This window comes from Nostoc sp. ChiQUE02 (genome assembly GCF_034531305.2).
Taxonomy (GTDB): Bacteria; Cyanobacteriota; Cyanobacteriia; order Cyanobacteriales; family Nostocaceae; genus Nostoc.
This window is the reverse complement of sequence record NZ_JAVRBN020000036.1, coordinates 24114-50303: the sequence shown is the minus strand read 5'-3', so window position 1 is coordinate 50303 and position 26190 is coordinate 24114. Positions and strand designations below refer to the sequence as shown.

Below are 26190 nucleotides of genomic sequence, written 5' to 3'. Positions count from 1 at the left end.
GAGAACCAATGCGTTTACTATCAGGTAATATTAATTTAACGCTTCTATGGTGTGGTGTATGGACGTTTTAGGTTACGCACGGGTTTCGACTGATGAGCAGGCTGAAGATGAAGGCGCGTTGATAAAACAAATGCGGCGGTTGCGTAGTGCTGGGGCAACACACATATATTACGATGTGGAAAGTCGTACCAGCGATCAGCGTAAAGGGCTTTTGCAGTTAATTGAAGATATCAACGCATCTGTACCAGGCAAAGTGTCGAAACTGCTATTTATTCGGATCGACCGTTTAACATCTTCATCAATGACCTTTTATCGTTTGATGGATGCGTTAAAAAAGAAAGGTATACAGCCACACGCGCTAGATGAACCCTTCGACTTATCAAGTATTGGCGGTGAGTTAACCATTGATGTGAGATTGGCAGCATCTAAGTATGAGGTGAAAATGCTGGGGATGCGAATTAAGAAAGAGCGCGACACCCGCAAAGCCAATAAAAAACCTCACTGGAATGCACCATTGGGGTATATAGTTGAGAGCGACAAGTACAAACGCGACGATCGTCTGTGTGTTTGTTTGATTGATGGTAAAGAAGAATTAACGCGATCGCAATTGATGCGGCTAGTATTTGATACATTTTTAGCAGTGGGTACAGTATCCCAAACAGCAAGAGTACTACATGATACTTTAGGTATTCAAGCAAACGCTGTTACAAAAGCTACTAATACTAGGATTAACCTTCTAGAAGAAGAAGAGGAAATCGTGCTAGAGAATATCAACAAATCTCGTGGAGGTGCATTGAATCTTCGTTATCCACACACAGGGTTGAAGTGGTCAGTTTCTGGGTTACGCTCTATTCTCGTAAATCCTATCTATGCAGGCGGGACACTGTATAACACAGTAGTTCATTCCAAAGGACATCGCAAACCCTTTGATGAATGGGAAGTGACATGGGGAACCCACGAGGATGAAGCGATTATCACCCGCGAGGAACACGAACGCATCAAGGCAATGATTCGCAGCAACCGGAATAACCGATGGGCTACCGAGCAAAAACACACTAACCCATTCGCCAACTTAGTTAAATGCGCTCATTGTGGGGCTGCTTATAGTCGCCAGTGCAAAAAATTGGTTAAACGCAAAGGTTTTGTTCGTCATCACTACCAATGCAGTTTTTATCGGACTGGTGCTTGTCATAATGGGCGGATGATTTCTTCCGATGAATTAGAAAAACAAGTGATTAACCATCTAGTTCGGGAGGCTGAACGATTAGCTGGACTGGTAGAACAAGAAGTTGATTCTTCAGAGGAATCACCAGAAATAAAGACACTTCGGGCATCTTTAAATACTCTGGAAGCATTGCCATCAAATCCAGCAATTGAAAAAGCTAAAGAGGATATGAGAATGCAGATAGCAACGGCTGTGGCGACGACAAGCAACGCATCCAAACAATACCTTATAGCTAAAGAGCGGATTGTTGTCGCATTTTCAAATCAGAGATACTGGCAAGGACTGGAGCCGCAGGACAAACAAGCTCTACTTAAAGGCTGTATTAAAAAGATAGTGGTAGATGCCAACCTGGTGACTGCGGTGGAGTTGCTGTACCTGCACTAAGCAGCCTTTTTTGATTTACGCTTGGTTGTGGCTTTCTTCTGTGGCTGCACCTGATGCACCTGAGCTTTTTGTAGTTCTAGCTCGCGTTGTTCAAATTCAACTACTGTTCGTGCGACCAATTCGGCTAGTGTTTCACGTCGTTTCATTTGAAGCGGCTCCATCATTACTTTAAAAATAGCTAGTAAACTAAAAAATTCTGTTAGCTACGAGCTTTTTGTATTGAGTAAAGGTTGCCTACTTGCTTCATTTAATAAAACGCTGTGACTAATTCTCTTTGTAAATTTTGCTTACTGCTCTGTGGTGCGATCGCAACAATTAATTTAGATTTTCCCGTAGTCTATAATTTACCTAAAGGGGATACTCTAAGCGTATTTAACAGTGACAAAAACGTGCAACTTCCGATAGTACTGATGCAACGAAAATCTCTTGCTACACTGTTTCATTTGAAAGTGTAACTAAAGGTAGTAATTATTGTATTTACTGACGTAGGCTAAATAAACATTTTGGTATCCGTGGGCAAAAAGGTATGGTAAGCGATCGCATGATTAAAGTTTTGACAATGGAAGTATGTGTAACCCTACTTAATCATTCGTGAGAAACAAGATACCCGATTTTTCAAATAAGCCGGGTATCTATAAATTTCAATTTTTACAAATCAAGTAATTTCTGGAGAGTTAATCGCAATTTGGTAATTGTACAGCAGTTTTAGCTGAGTGAATTACATAATCTAAGACTCAAAACCTGATATGGAGGCTGTTTTACTCCAGACTCGTGCTGTTATAGCAAACCGCAAAAAATCGCACTATTTGGTTACTAGAACCTCATCAAACGCAGTATTTACAGATACTTCCCTCCAAGCATCCAGGTCTCCTTTCATAAACTCCAGTGCATAATCAATAATCTCTACTGCATCTGCTCCCAAGGCTAATCTCTGTGGTGGGTTATCACTATCAACCACTTGAATCATTGCTAAAGCAGCTTTTTTGGGATCACCTGGTTGTTTCCCATGATCGTCTAACATGTCTTGACGACTTTTATTAACCAATTCCTTATAGTCATCTATTTGGCTGTCATTGGCAACAAAAGAACGTTTAATAAAATCTGTTTTAAAACTGCCAGGTTCAACTGCTGTGACTTTTATACCAAACGGTGCAACTTCAAAAGCTAATGAACCGGAAATTCCTTCTAGTGCCAGTTTACTACTGCCGTAAAATCCACCAGTTGGTTCTGCCATAAAGCAAGCTGTTGATGAAATATTCAAAATATGACCACTGCGTTGCTTTCGCATATGAGGTAGTACCGCTCGAAGCGTTTCTACAACACCAAAAAAGTTGGTTTCGAATTGGTAGCGAACTTCCTCATCACTAATTTCTTCAACTACCCCTCCAACCTTACATCCAGCATTATTAACAAGTACATCAATGCGTCCAAAGTTGGCAATTGCCTGTTTCACTGCTTCCCGTACCTCTTCGGGTTTCGTGACATCAAGTTGCAGCGCTAATGTCCGATCGGGAAAGCTTGCTGCTAAATCTTCTATCTGCTGTGGATTCCGTGCCGTTAGCACCACAGTCTCACCCCGTTCAAGCACTGTTTCTGCTAATGCTCGACCTAAGCCACTTGAGGTACCAGTGATAAACCATACTCGTGTCTGAGAAACTGATGATGTTACCATAGAAATTCTCCATTTTTAACAAGCGTTACTAAGCTAAAGGAAATTGAAATTGCAGCAGAAAAATGCTTATCTCTTGTGGAGTGGGCATACAAAGCCCACTCAGATACGCAATTTAAACGCACATCTGCCTAAATGTTGCCAGATGTTTCCTGCATCTTCTTCCGCAGACTAAGCGGCCTCATATCAGTCCAGACTTCTTTGATGTAATCCAGACATTCTTGCTTCAAACCATTTTTTCCAGCATCCTTCCAACCAACAGGGTTTTCGCGCTCAGATGGCCAAATGGAATACTGTTCTTCGTGATTAACTACAACTTTGTAAATTGTTGTGTCTTCTTTGTCGTCTTGATACATAATTGACCTCTTGATATTTAATTAAATATGACTTGCAATCTGGTACTAACTTAGTTAACTGCTACGGGAAAACTTCATTATTTTCCTAGTTCTATATCTGTTTATTTGCCCCTTCAAGCTTGAGTAAACTTAAATATTTAAATTCCAAAATTGTTAATACTAATACGATTAGCATAAAGAAAATATCTGCAAAAAACATTCCATAATATATGCCTCTTACACCTGAGATTCTTGAAAAGAATAATATCATTGGCACAGTTAAGATTATACTTTTTAACAAAATTACTGTTAAGACAGTTTTACCTTTGCCTATAGAGAGAAAAAGAGTATTGCTAAAAAATGCTAAAGGCCATATCGGCATTAATATACTGAGAATTCTAAAATTTAGCAGATCATCTTGTGTAAAATTAACTTCTGGCAAAATTAAACCTAAAAATGCCCTTGAATATAATTGTAAAGGCAACCAAATTAATATTAATAAAATAGTTCCAAGAATTGCAAAAGTCAAGTACGCTTTTTTGATCCTTCCATAATTTTTTGCGCCGTAATTAATTCCAATTATAGGTTGTAATGCTTGTGCAAAACCAATAATAGGAATAAATACAATTGAAGTCAGTTTTCCTGCTGCTCCAAAGAAAGCAATATCACTATTTGTTCCGTAGTAAGAGATTAAATTAAAAATTACAAAATCTTGAATCAATATTGTTACTGGATAAAATAATTCTGATATGCCAACGGATAATATTGCACGTAGTAAATCTATAGCGATCGCTATTTTTTTAAGATTAACTGGGATAGAACTTTTACCAGAAATGAAATAACCTAAGTTGACAATGCTATAAACAACCATCGCAATAACTGTCGCGAGAGCAATACCTTGAGTTCCCCAGTGGAATGCACTAATAAATATATAATTTAAGAAAATATTAACAATCACAAAAAGCCAGTCAAATATTGTAGCTAACCTAATTTTACCCTCTGATTTTATGACCCGGCTACAAGCTTCCCCTAGTATCAAAAATACTGAACCTAGTATATAAGTCCTAAAATATTTTGTACCTTCTGAAGCAACTTCACCGCTTCCCCCTATTAATAAAATTAATTCTTTACCAAAGCTGTAACCAATAATTGTGATGAACAATGAGATTGCAACACTCATCACAATTAAGTTGCCAAATATTTTAGACTGAGTTTTGATATCTCCAGAACCAATAGCTCGACTAAGAACAGAAGCAGAACCTACCCCAACTAACAGAGCAAATCCATTTATTATACTTGTAAATGGCAGTGCAAGTGAAATACCAGCTAAAGCAGCTTCACCAATGAATCGTCCTGCAAATAAAGCATCAATAAAAGTGTTTAAACTAAGCATCAATATCCCCAAAGTACTAGGAATTGATAACTTAAACATCAGCTTAACAAGATTACCTTGAAGGATTTCATTTGTAATTTGAGATTGTTTTTGTGAAGTCATTTTTTAGTTTTTGGATCATTTCTGTTTACTCAACCCTAACCAAACGGCTAACGCGATACTGCCTCACTGCTTCTAACTCCATCTCTTCTGCTGAGTTAAATGCACTTATGACCTCACCACAAATTTCTACTCTGGCTTCATAGGCACCTGATTTACTACCATCTGGAACTGCAAAATCAATACGAACTTCTGCCCAGTTAGCATCCTGTCCTTCAGCAACCTCTTCCATCGCCAGCACTTTGCCTGCTTTCAAGTAATCTAGCCAACTCCAACCAGACTGCATCCAAATTTCGCGTTCAGCACTTTGCTCAAATTCGCTTAAACCAGTCCATCCTCGGTAGTATTGACGCAAACCAGAAACTGAACCATTTCGCAGCACCAATAAATCCAATACATCTGGCTCTAGATGTCCCCACAAACATCCCTGGGGTAAATCAACTAAGGTAGGAGCAAATTGATGACCACCAAAATGAGTTGTTTGCCAGACTCTTAACTTTCCATTAGAAGCAGGAGCATATTCTTTACGTAATCGTCGATAGATGGGAGTCCCAAATCTGCCACAAGCAAGGTCAACTTGAGCATGGGTGCAAACCATGAGTTCGCGAATGTGACTCGTTTGTTGTTGATATTGCTGAAATTCCGATAAATCGTTGGGTTGTTGCATTAACTGCTTGAAGATTGCTGTCAGCAAAGCAGCGGCTTCGCTTTCTGGAACAACAAATTCTTGTTTCTCAAACTGAGAAAAAAGCTTTGCAGGGCGGTAGTAGTAAAACACGCGGATAAAGCCAGGATGAGAATACTCCCGGTCAGGAGCAATTAGCATCGGTTTCAACTTGACCCCATGCTTAAAAATTAACTCTTCAAATAAACCCATCAATGATTTAATCGTTGGATTTTCTTGAAATATTTCTTGCGGCCAAGGTTGCGGAACTTCCATAATCAACCAATGCTCATAAGTACCTGCTGTCCCAATTGGATCTTCTCCATTGGCTTTAGAAACCAAGGAACAAAAACGACAGTCACTTGTGAGAAGTTGGTGAGTATGTTGAGTTTGCATATTTACTATCTCTGTAGTTGTTCTTCAAAATGAATGAAATAGCGATAAATTACTAATCAAATCCCATTCCTTTTTGCATATCCTTATACAATTTGTCATAAAAATATTGATGCGGCACCAATCTTTTATACAAGGCATATAGCCGAAGTTGCCATGATGATTGTGTGACAAAATATTGTCTTTTAGGTTTTTGAGCTTCCAGAGCCTCCAAAATCGCATGTGTCACTTTTTCAGGTGGTAAACCTGTACTGCGATTGTCTTCTACTGCCCCTTGCATATATATTTTGTAATTCTTGCCATATATAGCTTTAGTTTCGGGCGACATATTAGCTAATGTTTCCTGATAACTAACTTCTACTTTGTCAGCCTGTTCTGGGGTTACTATTCCCCCTGGCAAGATGGAAATAACCTCAATTCCACTAGAAAATAATTCCATTCGTAAAGAATCTGTAATTGCCTCGATCGCAAATTTTGAAGCAGATAAAAGACTTCTATAAGGTAGAGCTAATCTGCCACAAATTCCACTGATATAGATAATTCGACCTTTGGCTTGTCGGATCATTGGTAAAAATGCTTGTGTAACTGCAATTTGACCGATAACATTTACTTCAAAATTCCATCTGATGTCATCTATTGGAATACATTCTAATGGACCATCTACTGCTACGACTGCATTATTAATTAATGCGAACAATCCTTCATCGCCAACCGCCAGTGAGACAAATTCCAAAGCAGATTTAATTTCTTCCGCTTTGGTGATGTCCATAATAATGGGAGTTAAATTACCAGATACAACCTGCTTTAGCGACTGTGCATCTCTCTCTGTGCGAACTCCGGCAAAAACGCGATACCCTTGCTTGGCCAGTAAAAGCGCGGTTACTCGACCTAAACCTGTGGATGTTCCTGTGATGACGACTGTGCCTTTATTACTCTGATTCATGTATTTTTATGCCCTGAAAAGGGTAAATTTAGAAATATGACGTATATCAACTGAATGAAAAACTAAATCTAAGGGCTAAAACAAGCTATAAACAAGTGGCTTTGACTATCTTCAATGTTTACGCTGTCCATGCATAACCATCTTTACACCACTCTTTGCATAACATTGCCCATCGTAATACCCTTGTGGTTCTGGCTGCTTGTTAACCAGCGCTAATTTATAGCTTGAAAGAATTGTTGCTAATACAAGCTTCATTTGAAATATAGAAAAAGACCCTGCAATACAACTACGAGCACCGCCACCAAATGGTATAAATTCATAAGCAGAGAATTTTTTTTCTAGAAAGCGCTCTGGCTTAAATTGTTTCGGCTCTGGGTATACATCTTCACGTTGATGTGTTGAGTAAATATTGGTAAATAGTTGTGTACCCGGAATTAACTCATAGCCCATAATCTCTACTGGAGACTCTACTATCCTCGCCACTGTGAACATCGGACTTGGGTAAATTCGCAAAACTTCATTACAAACAGCATTAAGATAGGGCAATGCAACAATACTCATTGGATCTGGGTTTTCACCAAGGCTATCGAGTTCCTCAAGCAGTCGCTCACGAACGTCTCTTAAATGATGAACCCAGTATAATAACCATGTAAGCGAATGTGTTGCACCATCCTTACTTCCTAATATAGGAAAAAACAGTAGATCGCGCACCTCTTCATCGCTTAATGGTTTACCTGTTTCATCACAAGCAAATATTAAATCAGACAGCATGTCAGTGCGTGAAAAATCTGCTTGCTTGCGTCGTTCTTGGACTTCATTATATAAAAATTGGAAAATTTCTTTCAGGAGGTACTTATGGTAACCCCACGGACTTAGCCCGCCTAAATCCAGTTGTGTAAAAGGAAGTTTTGTTGTTAGGTCAAACAGGGGAGATTTTTCATGTTTAATGCAAGACCTATATAGATGCTTGATTTTTTCATAGCGCTGTCCTTCTCGCAATCCAATCACAACCTCTATAGCTACTTGCAAGGTAATTTGTGATAACATTTCATGGGCAATAAAAGTTTTTCCGCTCGCCTGTTGACTAATAATTTTTTCCGTGACTTCACAAATACGTTTCCCACTAGCCTTCATCCGCTCTCCGTGGTAAGCCTTCATTAAGAGAGGACGACGATGTTTGTGAACTAAACCATTTGTATGAAGGATTCCTTTTTCTCCAATATGTCCGACTGTAATCGTGGGATCTCCTGAGGGATGACCAAAGATTGTGATTTCTTTGGTATTAGTTAAATACTGCTTTATGCCTAAGGGATTGCAGACGTAAACTATTGGTGTAGAACCAGACATTATGGTGATAATATCGCCATAGCGTTTGTAAATATTATCTAAACAGCCAAGCGGATTAGCTGCTAGCTGCTGACCTAGCAGCAACAAGGGTGTTTTCAATACTGGTGGTAGTGTCATAAATCTTATTTACTCCTATAATTTATAGATATTTAACCGGAAAAAAAATTTATAAATCACAAGTTTCAGAAATATATATTATGAATTAAAAATCAAATTCACTAGCTAAACCAAACCAACAGCTAATGGCTGAGACTTTCCTTGATCTTGACGCCGACCACGCATAATCATTTTCACGCCACTTGCAGGGGAACAAATCAATCCTGCAAATTTAGGACGTTCTGGACGCTGACTGACCAACTCTAATTGATAGCGTGAAAGAATAGTTGCCAATACAAGTTTCATTTCAAATAGGGCAAAAGTCCCACCAATACACACACGAGAACCGCCACCAAATGGCATAAATTCATAAGGAGAAAATTGTTTTTCTAAAAAGCGCTCTGGCTGAAATTCTTTTGGCTTTGGATATAAATCATCACGCTGATGGGTTGAATAAATATTGCCAAGAAGTATCGTACCGGAATGCAGTTTGTAGCCCATTAACTCAATTGGAGATTCTACCAACCTGGGAAATGTAAACAATTGGGTTGGGTAAATTCGCAAAACTTCATTACAAACAGCACTTAGGTAGGGGAGTGCAACAATGCTCATGGGGTCTGGGTTTTGACCAAGACTATCAAGTTCTTCTAGTAGTTGCTCCCGAACAGCCTTTAAACGGTGAATCCAGTACAAAGACCAACTAATAGCAGTTCCGGAAGCATCACCAGCTGCAAATATAGGCGATAATAAAAGGTCACGCACCTCTTCATCGTTTAATCTTTCGCCTGTTTCATCACAAGCAAATATCAGATCGCAAAGTATATCAGTGCGTGAAATATCTGCTTGCTGGCGACGTTCTTTAACCTCAGTAGATAGCAATTGAAAAAGTTCTCGCCGTAGGTGAAGGAGGTATCCCTGTGGACTCCATCGACCTAAATCTTTTTCTTGGAAAATATTGCTAAAAATCTTAACTATAAGAGATTGTCTATCGAGTTTAAGCAAAGATGCAAATAAATGCTTAATTTTGTCATAGCGCTCTCCTTCATGTAAACCGATTACCCGCTCTATACCCACTTGAAAGGTAATATCTTCAATGACCGGGTATGCAACGAAAGGTTTTCCAACTACCTGCTTACTCATCATCTTTTCTGTGAGTTCGCAGATACCTCGCCCACAGGCTTGCATCCGCGCTCCATGAAAAGCTTGCATTAGGAGCTTGCGCCGATTTTTATGAATTAAACCATCAAGTTGCAGGACTCCTTTCTTTCCAGTTATGAAGGCGAAATCTCGATTCAATGCACCGCTAGCTGTAATTTCCTTGGTATTTGTGAAAATCTCTTTTATCCCTAAAGGATTGCTGATATAAACAATTGGTGTAGAACCAGACATTACAGTAACGATATCACCATAACGTTTGGAAATAGCATCCAAATAGCCAAAGGGATTAACCTCGAATTGCAGACCTAGCAACCATAAGGGTGTTTTCGGTCCTGGGGGTAGTTTCATCAGTCTTTTTTACTCCCATTATTTGTTACATTGCACACAGCATGATCGATACAATTTCTCAGATGTTTAGCTAATTCTTGAATATGAGGCTCAACGAAAATAGAGAAATGATCGCCAGAAACTTCAATTACTTGAATAGCTTGACTAGAATATTTACCCCAACCTAATAAGGGGTCATCAGTATTCCATTCTGGATTGTCAAAGTCATGAATAATTTCCTCCTTCGCTCGAAATAGAGTTATGGGCTGAGGATAAAGTAGCGGAACATAATTTCGCATGGCTTGGACATCAGATTTGAACAGTTTGTAATAGCCAATAAAATCTTTAATTTCTGTATCGCTAAAGATGAAATTTGCTTTTTCGTTAATCAAATCAAGTTGCTCATTTAGTGGTAAAACTCTCAGTTCCTCAAAAGGAATTGAAAAGTCTATATTATTATCAGTTTTTATTGATTCAGCCATGCGGAGTAAAAATTTTGCATCATCATCTTTTGTAGATTCAATGCGTGTTTCTGAGAGGATGGCATCGATAACAACTAGCAAATCTACCTTTTCACCCTGTCTTTGTAATTGCTGGGCCATTTCAAAAGCAAGTACACCGCCGTAACAATGACCACCTAACAGATAAGGTCCATTGGGTTGTACTTTACGAATTTCTTGGAGGTACTTATTTGCTGTCTCTTCTAGTAAGGTAATTTCAGGTTCTTCTTCGCCAGGGGTATGTTCCAAGGCATAAAATGGATAATCTTCACCAAGTCTTCTCGATAAGTTAAAGTAGTTATTAATACCTCCACCAGCACCATGCATACAAAAGAAAGGTGTCTTGGAACCAGAAGAGTTAATGACTACAAGAGGAGAATTAGAACTTTTGTGCGATCGCTGACTGACAATGGGAGCGAGTTTCTCAATTGTGGGATTTTCAAAAAGAGTAGATAGGGTAAGATTATGCCCGAATTTATCTTGAATTTGAGCCATTAAGCGTACAGCCAAAAATGAGTGACCCCCCAAATCAAAGAAGTTATCTGTTACCCCAATATGGTTAGTATTTAGGAGATTTTCCCACAATTTTACTAATGATAATTCTGCAAAATTTCGAGGAGCAATGAAGGATTTAGTAGTATTTGTCCGAATAACCTCATCTGTGCGAAGAGAACGCTTGTCTACTTTACCATTAGGTGTAAGTGGGAGTGCATCTAACACCACAAAGGCAGATGGTAGCATATAATTAGGTAATTTCTGTTGCAAATAAGGCGAAATTTGTGCAGCAATGTCGTGTTTATCTGTAACAACATAGGCAATCAAAGTTTGATTTTGCTGAGTATCATTGTCGGCAATTACAACCGATTCTTGCACATCTGGATGTTGTGTAATAGCTGTAGCAATTTCACCCAATTCGACTCGAAAACCTCTGATTTTTACTTGTTCATCATGGCGGCCCAAATACTCAATATTACTATCATTAAGATAACGTACTAAATCGCCTGTTTTGTAAAGCTTTGTTTGGGTAACAAAGGGATTATCGATAAATCTTTCCTGGCTTAATTCAAGACGATGTAAATAACCTTTTGCTAATCCGTCACCACCGATATAAAGTTCGCCAATAACTCCTATAGGTATTGGTTGTAAATCGTGATTTAACACATAAACTTGAGTATTATCAATAGGACGACCGATAGGTACGCTGTTTGCTTGGTCTGATAACAAACTGGTGTCGTAGTAAGTGGCATTGGCGGAAACTTCTGATGAGCCGTAAAGGTTGATTAGTTTTGCAAATGGTACTAATTCTCGGAAATTTTTAGCTAATTTAACAGACAGTGCTTCTCCGCTAGTTATCCAAAGTTTTACTTGTGATAATTTATTGGTCAAATGACTGTAATTATCTAAAAGTAAACGTAGTAGTGACGGCACAAGTATAATACGGGTAACTTTGTAATGCGCCAGAGCTTCTATAAATAACTGTGGGTCTAGTACAGTTGCATTGCTAATAATTAGAGTAGGAATTCCTTTAAGTAAAGGAGCAAAAATTTCCCATACAGAATCTACAAAGCTAATAGCTGTTTTCTGACAACAAACTTCTCCTGGGGTGAAAGGATAAGTTTTCCATAGCCAGTGTAAGCCATTGACTGTACCGCGATGAGTGCCAAGAACGCCTTTAGGAGTTCCAGTTGAGCCAGAAGTGTAAATAATATAGGCGAGATTGTCAGCTTTTGAGATATTAATGAGATTTTCTGGACTTTCTTGAGCAATTTGATCTTTGTGGATATCCAAGCAAACAGTTTTAGCTGAAAATAATGATAGTTTTTCTAATATTTCCTGGTGGCTAATTAATACTGATGCTTGAGAATCAGAGAGCATAAAATTCAGACGCTCAACTGGATAACTTGGATCAAGGGGAATGTATGCACCTCCAGCTTTGAGGATAGCTAAAATTCCCACCACCATGTCTACAGTGCGTTCAAGACATAAAGCAACTAGTGTTTCTTTTGTTACACCCTGTTTTTGTAAATAATGTGCAAGCTGATTAACTTTTTGGTTAAGTTGACGATAGGTAACTTTTTCTGACTCACTAATTAATGCCAAAGAGTCAGGTGTTAGTTCAACTTGCTGCTCAAATAATTGATGCAGAGGTGTATCTTGATAGTCTGCATGAGTTTGATTAAATTTAAATAATAATTGTTCTTGCTCAGAAGCAGTTAGTAGCGGTAATTGACAGATGCGTTGCTCTGGATTAGCAACAATATTTTGTAATAAAGTCTGGTAGTTGTTAATAAATTGGGTAATTGTTGTTGAATCAAAAATATCTGTATTGTACTCCAAACATCCTGTTAATCCCTCTGGGGATTCAAACATCGACAGGAAAATATCAAGTTGAGATGTACCGCTATCAAAATCTAAAGCACGTAAGGTTAATCCAGATACTTCCTGCACAGACATTGGAGTATTTTGCAGGACAAACATGACTTCATAAAGTGGATTTCGGCTTAAGTCTCGTTCAGGTTGTAATTCTTCTACAAGCATTTCAAAAGGCAAATCTTGATGTGCATAAGCATTGAGAGTCACCTCACGGACTTGATGTAGAAGTTCGCAGAAAGTGGGATTACCACTGAGGTTATTACGCAATACCAGAGTATTAACAAACAAACCCAACATTCCTTCTAATTCGGCTCGGTTCCGGTTGGCAATTGGAGAACCAATTACAATATCTTTTTGGTCTGTGTAGCGATATAATAGTATGTTAAATGCTGCCAGCAAACTCATAAATAAAGTTGCATCTTCTCGCTGACTTAATTGTTTGAGTGCATTAGTCAGGACTGTTGAAAATGTAAAATATTGCTTGGCACCAGCAAAAGTTGTGACGCTAGGTCGCGGACGGTCTGTGGGTAATTGTAGTACAGGAAGCTCACCGCTTAGTTGTTGCCTCCAGTAATTTAATTTGGTCGCGAGGAATTCACCTTGGATGCGATCGCGTTGCCAAATTGCAAAATCCGCATACTGAATCGGGAGTTCGGGTAAAGGAGAAGGCTGATTTGTAGAGAAAGCCGCATACAGCGTTGACAACTCCCGCAAGAAAACACCACAAGACCATCCATCCGTGATGATGTGGTGCATGGTAACAAGTAAAATGTGTTCTACTTCACTCAAGCGTAGTAAATTTGCTCTAACTAAAAGTTCTTTAGCTAAATTAAAGGGTTTTGTTGCTGACTCGGCTACAAGTTGTTTAACTTCTGCTTCCCAATTTTTACCAGACAAATGCTCAAGATTAATAATAGGTAAATCCCAACTTGACCGTGGTGAAATTTTCTGTACTGGCTCTCCATTAATAACTGTAAAATATGTGCGCCAAATTTCGTGACGTCTGAGAATTTCATTCAGACTTTGTTGAAGTGCTGTAATATTTAGTTGTCCTTTTATATGAAAAGCAATAGGAATATTGTAAAAAGAACTCCCGCGGTAAAGTTGGTCAATAAACCATAGTCTTTGTTGAGAAAAAGATAAGGTAATATTATTGAATTGCTGTCGCTTGGGAATAGTATCAGCTTGAAATTTTCCTCCCTTCCATTTTTCCAAGAGAGCTTTTTTTGCAGGTGATAAATTAGAGCGCGGTTTATCCATTGTTAATATTTAACTAAAAGTTATTAATTGCGATCGCAATCTTAATTAATTTATGAACGTACTTGTAAGGTAACAGGAGATTCTTACAAAAACTCTTATTTTAAACTCTTTCTCTGCGTCTCTGTGTGAGATAAAAAACATTTAATTTCACGCAAAGCCGCAGAAAGGAGAGACAAAATAAATCTTGAGCGTTCACAAAGAATTTAGGATTTTTTTATTACTGAAGAGAGGCTTTCTGGCAAACAAAACAAGCTATGTCTTCGCTCTCTCCAAAGTCTCTGGTATTATAATAATTAAATTGTGTAAAGCCCGCATCTTTTAAAGCTGACTCAACTTCTTCTAGAAAATGGTCTTTCCTTAACCAAACAGTGTCTGAACGCTTCCAATGTTTTTCTACTAATTCAAAACCTGTGACTTTGATTTCCCACATCCTCTCTTCTGGTTTGTAATAGAATAACTCTATCAATGAGCATTTATCGTTAACACTGACAATATTAAAATTGTTTTTCTTAGCAGCTTCATGTAGCCAATCTGTTATTGGTATATTGAACACAAACATACCACCATCTTTAAGTGCGGCATATACGTTTTTGAATACCATTTTCAATTCTTGATTATTTTGGATAAAATGGAGAACATCATTTCCCAAAGCTGCATCAAAGATGGATGGTAACTCAAAATTACGTATATCACTAAGGATAAATTCGCTTTCAGGCGCGTTTTTTCTAGCGTAGTTTAGCAGCCCTTCAGAAGCATCTATTCCAGTAACTTTATATCCTCTAATGTTAAGCTGTTGTGCTAAATATCCAGAACCGCAACCGAGTTCAAGAATATGCGCTCCCGCAGGAAGTTGCGATAAAAATATTTGATCTAAAGCAGGTATTATACCTGCTAGCAAATCTTCAGGTGTATTCTTAAACTCATTCTGTAAACGAGCAATCGGTTCATAGTTGGGAAGATTATTTAGCAGAGACATAGACTATTTTTCCTGTTGTAAAATGAAGGTTTCCAATGAAATAATTTAGATACTATTTCTTTAGTATGCTTGAAAGTTGTATACAAGGCATATCATTTATATATTTGTGCCAACTGATTCCGGATATCCTAAAATGTAGGTCAATATCTGTTAACCAAAAGAGCTTCTACCTCTTCTTCAGATAATTCTTCTATTTTTTCCAACAGAAGTTGCTCAATCATTTCTGCTTGTTTCGCTGGTATCATTGCTTGCAATAAAAGGTCACGCAGTGGTAAATCTACGGGGAATTTTGCTCGTAATCGAGAAACTAGTTGAGTTGCAATGAGAGAGTCTCCTCCTAACTCATAGAAGTTGTCAAAAATGCCAACTTCTGCAATCCCAAGTACCTCTTGCCATATTTCTGTAATTTGTTTTTCCAATTCATTTGTCGGAGCAACATAGGAATTACTCAGTTGAGGTCTGGAATAGTGGGGGGATGAATTTAATTGATTAGAAGATTGTGAATTTGCTGAATAATCAAGGTTAAATGCATAATTATGCCGAGTATTTATATCTACTGTAGAAACAACAATTTGAGTTCCTTTCTCTAGAGAGAATATTCTTTTAAATACTTCTATACTTTCTGCTGGAGTAATGGCTAATTCTACTCCAGATGCCTGTTGTATCGTTTTTCTATCTTCGGCAATATTTAGTTGTAATTTATCCCAATTTATAGTATACCACGGCAAATAACTATTTCGATTTTGTTGGTTAGTAAAGGTATCTATAAAATGGTTTACTGCCGAATATAAAGATAACCCAAATCCTCCTAATATAGAAGACAATGAAGAAAAAACGATACAAAAGTCTAACTTTTGTTTTTGTAAAATTTGTTCTAATACATTAATTTTACGACATTGAAAGTCGAACACGTTTTTTAATTCTAGTTTACCAATTTCTGGAATCGAACCAAATATTTTTTCATGCGTGATTCCAGTTGAATAAATAACCCCGTTAATTTCGCCAATATTATTAGATGAAAAGCTTTGATATATTTGTTCATAATTAGTTGGATCTGCACGCATTACCAAAAATTTTGCACCTAATTTTTCTAATGCTAGCAATTGTTGAATTTTGTAACTCACTTCATTTTCTTGAGTGTGAGTTACAAGCCATTGGGAGAAATCATCCTTTTCTGGAAAAGCTAAATCTTCGATAAATATGAGTTTTGCTTGTAGAGTTTTTACTAAATATTCTGCAAGCACAATTTCAATACTTTCTATTCCACCAGGGAAAAGATAAATACCCTGTTTTCTCAATGGTATTTTTTCTTCAACTACTGGCTCTAAGTGAACTGGCTCAAATATCTGTACCCAACGGTAGGAACCACGATAAGCAACAACTAAGTCTGAGGATGAAGATGTTAACTCGCTTAAAAGTTTCCCAATAATATTACTTTCATAGTCGCCTTGTTGTTTCTCTACATCTAGGTGCTTAGTTAAAGCAATATCAATACTCCGACAAGTTATATTAGGATATTCTTGAGATATTACCTTACATAAACCTAACACCGTTGCTTTCTCTGGATCTAAAATTTCATTTCCATTAACTTCTTGAATATTATTAGATATAACCCAAAGTTGCAAGCTTTCATTAGTTTTCAGCTTTCTTAGGCTTTGTGCTAAAAATAGCAGACTACTGAATTCTAAATATTCACCTATTTTTTTAGTTTCAAGACTATTTATGGTCCATAAATATGCTATATTTTGTGGGATTTCCTCGAAGGAAATTAATTCTTCAAATAATAAATTATAGTCTTGAACTATGCATGGATTGATTGTATAAATGTCTTCAGCAAGTTTATTAAAAGCTTCTCCACGCTTAACTATAATTATATTTTTTTCTTTAGTTTTTAATGCATTAATTAATTTTTCGCTTACACCAAAAGCATCAACAAAAAATAACCATTTTTCTTGGGTGGATTCTGGTTTATAAGAGGTTGATTGAGCGAGTACAGAGCGTTTCCATGAAGGGACATAGAACCAGTCTGTAATATCTTGCTTATTATCTAATGTTGCTGGCTTATTCTTTAAAGAAGGTGATGGAGATTTCGCATCAATCCAGTATCTTTGACGTTCAAAAGGATAGGTAGGTAAAGGTAAACGATGACGCTGCTCGTGGGTATAAAATCCTGACCAATCTATATCGACACCAAAAAGCCATAACTTACCTAATGTCTGCAACAAATAGCTCACATCCGATTCTTGCTTTTTAATATGACCTAAAGAAGTCAGTACACGTTGTTTAGCATTGATATCTAAATGCTGTGTGGTAAACGTGCTTAAAGTTCGTCCCGGCCCCACTTCCAGAAAAACACCTGCAAACTGCTCTAAGAGTTGAGATATGCCATCGGAAAATCTCACGGTTTGTCTTAAATGTTGGCTCCAGTAGTTAGGATTTGTGGCTTGTGCATCTGTAATCCAACTACCAGTCACATTGGAAATAAAGCCGATGCGGGGTGGATTCAGTTGAACTGTTTTTAGCAATTGCACAAACTCTTCTAATATTGGTGACATCATTTGCGAATGGAATGCATGAGATGTATGCAACAGCCGACATTCAACCCCTTGAGAGGATAATTGGTTTTTTAGGGTGGCGATCGCTTCCTTTGCCCCAGAAACTACACATGAAGTCCGAGTGTTAATCGCTGCAATTTCTAGAGAGTTTTTATACAACGTCTGTGCATCCAACAGCGATCGCACCTCTTTTTCTGGAAGTGGGATTGCCAGCATACTCCCTGGAGGTAACTGTTGCATCAGTTGTCCCCTTTTTGCCACAATGGATACGGCATCTTCGAGAGAAAATACACCTGCGATCGCTGCTGCGACATATTCCCCGATACTATGACCTATCATTGCTTCTGGACGCACTCCCCAAGACATCCATAACTGAGCCAGGGCGTATTCAATCACAAATAACGCTGGTTGAGTGAAGGCTGTTTGTTGTAATTTTTGGCTAGCCGCTTCAATTTCTTCTGGCTCTGGAAAGAGTAGATGGCGAATATCAAGACCAAGATGAGGTTGCAAAATTTTGGCGCAAGTATCTACATGTTTGCGATATGTCGCTTCAACTTCGTATAGTTCCCGGCTCATGTTTGCATATTGCGATCCTTGTCCTGAAAACATGAAAATGACTGGCTGTTCTCTATGCTCCTGACATACAGTAAAAATCCGTTCCTGCTCCTGTGTTTCTAAAATACTTATAGCATCTTGAACACTCTGGCACACCAATATTCGACGATGGTTAAAAGCTCTACGACCGACTTTTAAAGTATAAGCAACATTAGCTAAATTTATATCTGTATGTTGTTTTAAATACGCTGCCAAATTGGTTGTTGCAGTTTCTAAGGCTGTGCTAGTTTTGGCTGAAATTAACAACAATTGCCAAGGTCTAGACTCATCCAAATATTCAATTTCTGGGGCTTCTTCCAGAATCACATGGGCATTAGTTCCACCAAAACCTAAAGAACTAATCCCTGCTCTCCGAGGAGTATTGTTAGTTTTCCATTCGGTAAGTTTAGTATTAACGTAGAAAGGACTGTTTACAAAATCAATCTCAGGATTGGGAACTTCAAAATTGAGGCTAGGAGGGATTTTTTTATATTTTAATGCTTGTACAGTTTTGATTAGACTTGCTATACCAGCGGCTATATCTAAATGTCCGATATTTGGTTTTACTGAACCGATAGCGCAGAAGCCATTTCTTTGTGTAAAAGCACGAAAAGCCTTAGTGAGTGCAGCAATTTCCACTGGATCTCCAGCAGCTGTTCCAGTTCCATGAGTTTCTATATAGGAAATATCATCAGCATCTATTCCAGCATTTGCCAGAGCTTCTACAATAACTTCAGCCTGACCATTTACACTAGGTGCTGTATAGCTAACTTTCAAAGAACCGTCATTGTTGATTGCTGAACCTTTAATAACTGCATGAATAAAATCTTTATCTGCGATAGCATCTTTTAATCTTTTTAAAACGACTATTCCAAGTCCACTGCCGAAAACAGTACCCTGTGCTTTAGCATCGAAGGCTCGACAATGACCATCAGGAGATAAAATTCCGTCCTCCTCATAGAAATAACCTGACTTTTGGGGAACTATAATTGTAACCCCACCAGCTAAAGCGATATCACACTCTTCATCTAGCAGACTTTTGCCGGCTAAGTGTAAAGCAACTAATGAAGTAGAACAGTAAGTTTGGATTCCTACACTTGGCCCTTTTAAATTTAATTTATATGAGACATTGGTAGTCAAAAAATCTTTATTAAAAGTATAGTTATTGGAAATATCTTTGGAATTAACGTTTTTATATATATTATTAAAAAAATAAGTGTTTGTACTAACACCAGCATAAACTCCAATCAAACCTTCATAAGTTTCTGGGTCATATCCAGCATTTTCAAGAGCTTCCCAGGCACATTCTATAAAGAGGCGATGTTGGGGATCAATTAGTTCAGCTTCTCTAGGAGTGTAACCAAAGAACCTCGCATCAAAATACTCAATATCTTCTAATATAGGTGCTGCTTTAACATAATTATGGTCGTGTAAAACTTCCTTGTCAAGATTTGAATCTGCTAAATCATCATTAGAAAAAAATGAAATAGATTCAACTTTATTTTGGAGATTATGCCAAAATTCATCGATATTCTTTGCACCAGGTAAACGGCCAGACATTCCCACTATTGCTATATCTGGATTTGCTGTTTGTTCTTGTAATATTTCGGTATCCATGATTTTATTAACTAGATAAATTACTTTTTGTTTTAGTTTATTTGCATTTTCATCTGTCTTCTTCTTTGTCCTCTACTTAGCCTTTGCTCAAAACCATTTTCCTGAGAGTCTTCAGGAGTGAAATTTTTCGCCATAGAGCCTATGTTTGGGCATTCATAAAGTTTTGCAATGGACAAATTTGAATTAAATGCCTTATTTACGATTGTAATAAGTTGAATACCTATGAGGGAATCACCACCAAGCTCAAAGAAATTATCATAAATTCCTATCTTTTCAATTCCAATAACTTCTTGCCAAATGTCAACTAGCTTTTGCTCATTTTTATTTCGCGTAGCCACATAATCGTTACTGAGTTCCGGTCGGGGATATTTTAATTTGGATGAATTAACAGTTTCCAAAAAATCTAGGGCTAGTGTTTTGTTGTCATAGTTATACTGTTTGAGTACATCCAATAAGTCAGAGGTAGATATTACAACTTGAGGCATTGTATTTCCCAAAATACGGTTAAACACATCAACACCTTCATTAGGTAATATACCTAGTTTAATATTTTCTAGTCGCAATTCTTGGAGTCGGTGGGGTAATTCTGTGTTTACTGCCATCCCAACTTCTTGCCAAGTATCCCAGTTAATGCTAGTAGTAAATCGACCCTGCTTTACAGCGTTGCTGTGAGCAAAAGCATCAAGAAAAGCATTGGCAGCACAATAGTCAACCTGTCCAAATTCCGCTACAATTGAGCTATTTGATGATACTAAAATAAAGAAATCTAACTCAATATCTTTGACAATTGAATCAATAACTATTGTCCCTTTTACCTTCGGAGTCAGAATACTTTCTGCTTCTTCTGGAGTTTTTCGCTGTATTACACCGCCTCCAGGAACTCCAGCGGCGTGAATAACACCATTTAGTTGACCAAATTGTTGTTGAGCTTGAGCGATCGCACTTTGCATTTGTTCTATATTGCTGACATCAGCAGCGATCGCCAAAACGTCTGCACCCAAGTCTTCAAGTTCTTGAACTTTGCGAATCTTGCAGCTAGTACTATCAGTTTCATCGTGAGTGGACAGCCATTGAGACCACTCATCTTTTTTGGGTAAAGCAGAACGTCCTACTAACAGTAGTTTTGCTTGTACAGTCCGAGCTAAGTATTCTGCCAAAACAAGTCCGATACCTCCGAGTCCACCTGTAATTAAATAGACTCCTCTTTCTCGTAGTGGAGGCTTTTCAATTTTAGCTTTATCAAAACGTACTGGCTCAAAACTCTGCACCCAACGATTCAAACCTCGATAAGCGATTAACCTTTCCGAATTCTCAACCGTCAGTTCTGCCAGTAATTTTTCTACAAGTTTCTCTTCTTGCCAACTGCTGTTAGCAGGAAAGATAACATCAATACTACGACAGTTAATATTTGCATATTCTTGAGAAATAACTTTAATTGGTCCGATTAAAGTGGCTTTCTCTGGACAAAGCGCTTCAGTTCCTGTCACTGGCTGTAGGTTGTTAGAAATGACTGTGATTTGAAAATTATTACTAGTTTCTCGTCTTCCCAAAGCTTGGGCAATAAATAATAAACTATAAAATCCCTTTATTTGTGCTTGTTCTAGTTCTGCCATTTTTAATTCATCGTCACTGTTACTTGTAACATTCCATAAATGAACTATCGTTTTTGGCAACTTGTTTGTTCTGAGCAATTCTTGGAATAAAACATCGTAATTCTGATTAATTTCTGGATTAATAGTATATTCAAACTCGCCTATTATGCTAAATTTATCACCGATTTTGACGGTAATTACATCTTGGTTTTGTTTTTTTAATTGTTTTACCAACTTGATACCCAAGCCGCACTCATCGATAAATACCAAAGTGCAAGATTTTTCAGTTACTAATTCTTGGCTATCAAGTTCGACTGGAGGTAAAGAAGGCTTCCAAAAAGGAAGATAAAACCAGTCGGCTATATCAGGTTTTTTAGCTAGTGATACTATATGAGCATCATCTTTGCCTTGCTTTTTCGCCTCAATCCAGTATCTTTGTCGTTCAAAGGGATAGGTAGGTAAAGGTAGACGATGACGCTGTTCTTCGGTATAAAACCCCGACCAATCTATATCGACACCAAAAAGCCACAACTGCCCTAATGTCTGCAACAAATAGCTCACATCTGATTGTTGCTCTTTGATATGGGGTAAGGAAGTCAGTACATGTTGTTTGGCATTGATATCTAAATGTTGTTTGGTTAATGTGCTTAAATTTTGTCCCGGCCCCACTTCTAGAAAAACACCTTCAAACTGCTCTAACAAGTGAGAAATACTATCGGAAAACTTCACAGTTTGTTGTAAATTTTGGCTCCAATAATTGGGATTGGTGGCTTGTGCATCTGTAATCCAACTACCAGTCTCATTGGAAATAAAGCGAATACCTGGTGGATTGAGTTGAATTTTTGTGAGCGATCGCAGTTGTCCCCTGTTTGCTACAATGAATACGGCATCTTCAAGAGAAAATACACCTGCGATCGCAGCTGCGACATATTCTCCGATACCTTCACCAATCATTGCTTCTGGGCGCACTCCCCATGAGATCAATAACTCAGCCAGGGCATACTCAATCACAAATAAAGCTGGTTGGGTGAGCGCTGTTTGTTGTAGTTGTTGGTTAGCCGCTTCAATTTCTTCTGATGGAAAGAGTAGATGACGGATATCAAGACCGAGGTGGGGTTGCAAAATTTTGGCGCAAGCATCTATATGTCTGCGATATATTGGTTCGACTTCGTATAGTTCCCGACCCATGTTTGCATATTGTGACCCTTGTCCTGAAAACATGAAGATGACAGAGCAACGACTTGGTTTCCAGTGGTAACTAAAAACACGTTGTGGGTCTTCATTCTTAAGTAATCTGACTGCATCATTCACGTCTTGACAAACTACCAACCACCGATGGTCAAAAGCTCGACGGCCTACTTGTAGAGTGTAAGCGACATCAGGTAGGTTGATATTGGGATGTTGCTGAAAGTAAGTAGCTAAATTTGCAGTCGCACTTTCTAAGGCTGTGCTAGTTTTGGCTGAGAGTAACAGTAATTGCCAAGGGCGAGAAGCACTGGATGCTTCAATTACTGGAGCTTCTTCCAAGATTACATGAGCATTAGTCCCGCCAACCCCAAAAGAACTTACACCTGCTCTGCGAGGTAACCCGTTAGTTTTCCACTCTGATAATTTGGTGTTGACGTAGAAGGGGCTGTTGGCAAAGTCTATCTCTGGGTTGGGTTTTTCAAAGTGTAAGCTAGGGGGTATTTGTTTATGTTTTAATGCGAGGACTGTTTTAATTAAACCTGTTACACCAGCTGCTGTATCCAGATGCCCAATATTGCTTTTTACTGAACCAATAGCGCAAAAGCCTTTTTTATTTGTACTAGCACGAAAAGCTTGTGTGAGAGCCTTGATTTCAATCGGGTCTCCTAAGGGAGTTGCAGTTCCATGAGCTTCAATATAAGAAATAGTATCGGGTTCTACATCAGCTAAAGCAAGTGCTTCTAAAATTACTTCTCTTTGACCATTAACACTAGGCGCTGTATAACCAACTTTTAAAGAGCCATCGTTATTGATAGCTGAACCTTTAATTACAGCATTAATAAAATCTCCATCAGCAACAGCATCAGCCAATCGTTTCAATACAACAATTCCCAAGCCATCGCCAAATATTGTTCCTTTAGCTTTAGCATCAAAAGACCGACAATGTCCGTCAGGTGAACAAAGAACTCCTTCTTGATATTGATAACCAGATTTTTGAGGTAGCTTTGCTATGGAAACACCACCAGCCAAAGCTATATCACTTTCTCCATTTAGTAAACTTTGACAGGCTAAATGTACAGCTATTAATGATGTAGAGCAGTTATTCTGAACATTTATACTTGGCCCGGTAAGATTTAACTTGTAAGAAGTTTGCGTACTTAAGTTATCTTTTTCATTACCAATAAAAAGATTTAAAGCATCTACCGAATGCATTAAATCTTGGTTTGAATATAAGTTCGTAAATAAATAATTACTGTTAGTGACACCAGCATAAACCCCAATTTTGCCTTTGTATGATTCCGAATCATAACCCGCAGATTCTAAAGCTTCCCAGGCAGACTCTAAAAAGATCCGATGTTGTGGGTCTGTGATTTCAGCGTCTCTAGGAGTAAATCCAAAAAATGCAGCATCAAATAACTCGATACCTTCCACTATGCTGCTGGCTTTAACATAATTTGGGTCATTGAGCAAAGTTGGCTCTATACCCGAAGCTAGCAGTTCTTCATCTGTAAAATGAGAAATTGACTCCACTCCATCTCGCAAATTTTCCCAAAACTTCTCAACATTGTTTGCGCCTGCAAAGCGGCCATTTATGCCAATGATGGCTATTTCATCGTTATCATCAAAGTTATTAAATTCCTGAGAGTTATTCATTGCAAAAATACCTAATGAAAATTATTTACAGCATCTACGCTAGGCTCTGAGTGGCTTCTAAAGAATCTGATATTGATAAATCTAAAGCAATCTGAATTTGGTCATTTAGTACTGCATCAATATCATCTTGAGTCGTGAGCGGATTGGCGATTACCGCACGAAGCGCAGTCACTGAAATTTCTTCTGCTAAACAGGTAATTGTTTTTGTTGTCCGCGAGATAAAAGTACGACCAGCTTGACGTTGAGTTTTTTGTAGGCGCTCATTGAATATATTGATTTGTTGATTATCAGTTTCTGTTAGTTGCTTTTTAACTGCAAGTTCTCTGAAAGATTCCGGGATGTAGCGGTAAAGAAGAAGATTTATATCCGGTTGAGATAGTAACTCAAATTCGGACATAGTACTAATTCGAGCAGCCATATATTGTGTCTTCTCAATGCCTGCATCAATTAAAAATTCATAACCTTTAAGCCCTATCAGATGTAGTCCAGCATGTAAAAATAATGCCATACCAGCTCGAGAACCTTCTAAAGCGCGTTTACCCAAATCGAATGAACCCTTACGCATGGTATAGCTAGCATTTTTTTCAATCGATGAAGCTAAGTATGGTTCACGCATAAATACCATACCAATACCCATAGGTAAATACAGCTGTTTATGTCCATCAATTGTGACTGAATCAGCGCGTTCAATACCAACAAGCTTTTGTCGATGTTGTTCAGAAAATATGAGTGGGCCACCCCAAGCTGCATCTACATGAAAATGAATATTTGCACCTTGGGCAATCTCTGCAATGTCTAAAAGTGAATCTATGTTACCAGAATCTGTAGTACCAGCAACGCCTACGATCGCAATAATATGCAAATTTTTGGACTGACAATCTGCAACAGCCTGACGTAAAGCCGGTAAGTCCACTTGGTTATCACCATTAGTAGGAATTTTTATCAACCCATGTGTACCTATGCCTAATAAGTCTGCGGCCTTGTCAAAAGAATAATGCATCAATTCAGAGCCAATGATCGCCGCTCCTTGATAACCGTAATAATCTAAAGCTGCTGTTAAACCTTCCTTTTCTACACCTGCAAAACTATTTTTTGCACCCAAGGATTTATTACGAGCGCACCATAGTGCGATGATGTTTGCGGCTGTACCTCCAGAAACCAATATGCCTAAAGTGCTTTGGCTATTTTGGATATGTTCGGTATAAAATTCATCAGAAAAATTATAAATCAATCTATGCATCATTGCCAAAGCCTGACGTTCATAAGGGCTAAAAGCTTTGGCTGTTTCTATTTTGACAACATTTTGGTTCATTGCTGTCATCAGTTTTGCGATCGGTCGCACAAAACAGGGAAGAGCAGAGGTCATATGACCTATAAATCGTGGTGAAGATGTATGTATTGAATGATTAATAACATTATTTGCTAAATAATCAAGGTAGTTATCAAAATTAGCAGGATTAATGGGAACTTGACTATCAGAAAAAGTTTCTACTAAGGCATTAAAATCAATATCTGAATTAGTGTTGATTGCATTTAAAAATTCATCAACTAAAGTGTCAGTTTGAACACCCATCTTAGCTTCTATAGATATTAAGTTGTTAGATGGTGCAAATAATTGCATCACTTCCTTGGCAACTGCATACTGTGGTGTTAGCTCATTCTCAAGAAAGAGATTTTGCTGAGTTTTTTCTTGTCTCTGCTGACTCAATGCCATTTTATACTCCAGAATACATCTTAGTTATTAATTGCCTTGCTGCTAACTACCACCAAAAATACTAGATTATTTGAAGAAACTTTTTAGTAAAGACTTTAGTGCTTACTAAAAGCTCCTAACTAGTTTTTTAAATTA

General features: G+C 38.0%; 14 protein-coding genes. 1 reads left to right on the top strand and 13 read right to left on the bottom strand.

Annotated elements, in window-relative coordinates; all coding sequences use genetic code 11:
* Window positions 1-58 precede the first annotated feature (58 nt).
* Window positions 59-1609 (top strand): fdxN element excision recombinase XisF, encoded by a 1551-nt coding sequence (gene xisF, locus RM347_RS27400; RefSeq protein WP_322716229.1) that lies wholly within the window; start codon window positions 59-61, stop codon window positions 1607-1609.
* On the opposite strand, the gene RM347_RS27395 is transcribed toward xisF, so the two are convergent.
* From RM347_RS27395 to panP, 13 genes are all read right to left on the bottom strand, one after another.
* Window positions 1606-1755 carry a hypothetical protein gene (locus tag RM347_RS27395; protein WP_322716230.1) on the bottom strand — a complete coding sequence of 50 codons (150 nt, stop codon included), beginning with the start codon at window positions 1753-1755 and terminating at the stop codon, window positions 1606-1608. The genes xisF and RM347_RS27395 overlap by 4 nt on opposite strands.
* 656 nt (window positions 1756-2411) lie before the next feature.
* Window positions 2412-3281 carry an oxidoreductase gene (locus RM347_RS27390; protein ID WP_322716231.1) on the bottom strand — a complete coding sequence of 290 codons (870 nt, stop codon included), beginning with the start codon at window positions 3279-3281 and terminating at the stop codon, window positions 2412-2414.
* Window positions 3282-3409: 128 nt separating this feature from the next.
* The gene (locus RM347_RS27385; RefSeq protein ID WP_322716232.1) at window positions 3410-3634 is read right to left on the bottom strand and encodes an MbtH family protein; all 225 of its coding nucleotides are present in this window, start codon (window positions 3632-3634) and stop codon (window positions 3410-3412) included.
* Between the two features lie 91 nt (window positions 3635-3725).
* Window positions 3726-5108: an MATE family efflux transporter gene (locus RM347_RS27380; protein WP_322716233.1), complete on the bottom strand. Its 1383-nt coding sequence runs from the start codon at window positions 5106-5108 to the stop codon at window positions 3726-3728.
* 25 nt (window positions 5109-5133) lie between these two features.
* Window positions 5134-6165, bottom strand: a complete 1032-nt coding sequence (locus RM347_RS27375; protein ID WP_322716234.1) for a sucrase ferredoxin — start codon at window positions 6163-6165, stop codon at window positions 5134-5136.
* Window positions 6166-6217: 52 nt separating this feature from the next.
* Window positions 6218-7105 carry an SDR family oxidoreductase gene (locus RM347_RS27370; protein ID WP_322716235.1) on the bottom strand — a complete coding sequence of 296 codons (888 nt, stop codon included), beginning with the start codon at window positions 7103-7105 and terminating at the stop codon, window positions 6218-6220.
* Window positions 7106-7216: 111 nt separating this feature from the next.
* Complete coding sequence (locus tag RM347_RS27365) at window positions 7217-8569, bottom strand: cytochrome P450 (RefSeq protein WP_322716236.1); 1353 nt, start codon at window positions 8567-8569, stop codon at window positions 7217-7219.
* Between the two features lie 105 nt (window positions 8570-8674).
* The gene (locus RM347_RS27360) at window positions 8675-10054 is read right to left on the bottom strand and encodes a cytochrome P450 (protein ID WP_322716237.1); all 1380 of its coding nucleotides are present in this window, start codon (window positions 10052-10054) and stop codon (window positions 8675-8677) included.
* Window positions 10054-14166: a non-ribosomal peptide synthetase gene (locus RM347_RS27355; RefSeq protein WP_322716238.1), complete on the bottom strand. Its 4113-nt coding sequence runs from the start codon at window positions 14164-14166 to the stop codon at window positions 10054-10056. The genes RM347_RS27360 and RM347_RS27355 overlap by 1 nt, the downstream gene beginning before the upstream one ends.
* Before the next feature lie 217 nt (window positions 14167-14383).
* A complete protein-coding gene (locus tag RM347_RS27350; protein ID WP_322716239.1) occupies window positions 14384-15142 on the bottom strand; it encodes a class I SAM-dependent methyltransferase in 759 nt (252 codons plus the stop codon).
* A gap of 140 nt (window positions 15143-15282) precedes the next feature.
* Window positions 15283-19908, bottom strand: a complete 4626-nt coding sequence (locus tag RM347_RS27345) for a polyketide synthase (protein ID WP_322716240.1) — start codon at window positions 19906-19908, stop codon at window positions 15283-15285.
* Window positions 19909-19940: 32 nt separating this feature from the next.
* Window positions 19941-24341 (bottom strand): type I polyketide synthase, encoded by a 4401-nt coding sequence (locus RM347_RS27340; RefSeq protein WP_322716241.1) that lies wholly within the window; start codon window positions 24339-24341, stop codon window positions 19941-19943.
* Window positions 24342-24375: 34 nt separating this feature from the next.
* Window positions 24376-26055 (bottom strand): pyridoxal-dependent aspartate 1-decarboxylase PanP, encoded by a 1680-nt coding sequence (panP, locus tag RM347_RS27335; protein WP_428850622.1) that lies wholly within the window; start codon window positions 26053-26055, stop codon window positions 24376-24378.
* Window positions 26056-26190: the final 135 nt, after the last annotated feature.

Bases quoted from the DNA above. Each gene is read 5' to 3' on its own strand.
- RM347_RS27355 (WP_322716238.1), bottom strand. From the start codon at position 14,166: ATGGATAAACCGCGCTCTAATTTATCACCTGCAAAAAAAGCTCTCTTG.
- RM347_RS27360 (WP_322716237.1), bottom strand. From the start codon at position 10,054: ATGAAACTACCCCCAGGACCGAAAACACCCTTATGGTTGCTAGGTCTG.
- RM347_RS27350 (WP_322716239.1), bottom strand. From the start codon at position 15,142: ATGTCTCTGCTAAATAATCTTCCCAACTATGAACCGATTGCTCGTTTA.
- RM347_RS27370 (WP_322716235.1), bottom strand. From the start codon at position 7,105: ATGAATCAGAGTAATAAAGGCACAGTCGTCATCACAGGAACATCCACA.
- RM347_RS27390 (WP_322716231.1), bottom strand. From the start codon at position 3,281: ATGGTAACATCATCAGTTTCTCAGACACGAGTATGGTTTATCACTGGT.
- xisF (WP_322716229.1), top strand. From the start codon at position 59: ATGGACGTTTTAGGTTACGCACGGGTTTCGACTGATGAGCAGGCTGAA.
- panP (WP_428850622.1), bottom strand. From the start codon at position 26,055: ATGGCATTGAGTCAGCAGAGACAAGAAAAAACTCAGCAAAATCTCTTT.
- RM347_RS27340 (WP_322716241.1), bottom strand. From the start codon at position 24,341: ATGAATAACTCTCAGGAATTTAATAACTTTGATGATAACGATGAAATA.
- RM347_RS27380 (WP_322716233.1), bottom strand. From the start codon at position 5,108: ATGACTTCACAAAAACAATCTCAAATTACAAATGAAATCCTTCAAGGT.
- RM347_RS27375 (WP_322716234.1), bottom strand. From the start codon at position 6,165: ATGCAAACTCAACATACTCACCAACTTCTCACAAGTGACTGTCGTTTT.
- RM347_RS27345 (WP_322716240.1), bottom strand. From the start codon at position 19,908: ATGGATACCGAAATATTACAAGAACAAACAGCAAATCCAGATATAGCA.
- RM347_RS27385 (WP_322716232.1), bottom strand. From the start codon at position 3,634: ATGTATCAAGACGACAAAGAAGACACAACAATTTACAAAGTTGTAGTT.
- RM347_RS27365 (WP_322716236.1), bottom strand. From the start codon at position 8,569: ATGACACTACCACCAGTATTGAAAACACCCTTGTTGCTGCTAGGTCAG.
- RM347_RS27395 (WP_322716230.1), bottom strand. From the start codon at position 1,755: ATGAAACGACGTGAAACACTAGCCGAATTGGTCGCACGAACAGTAGTT.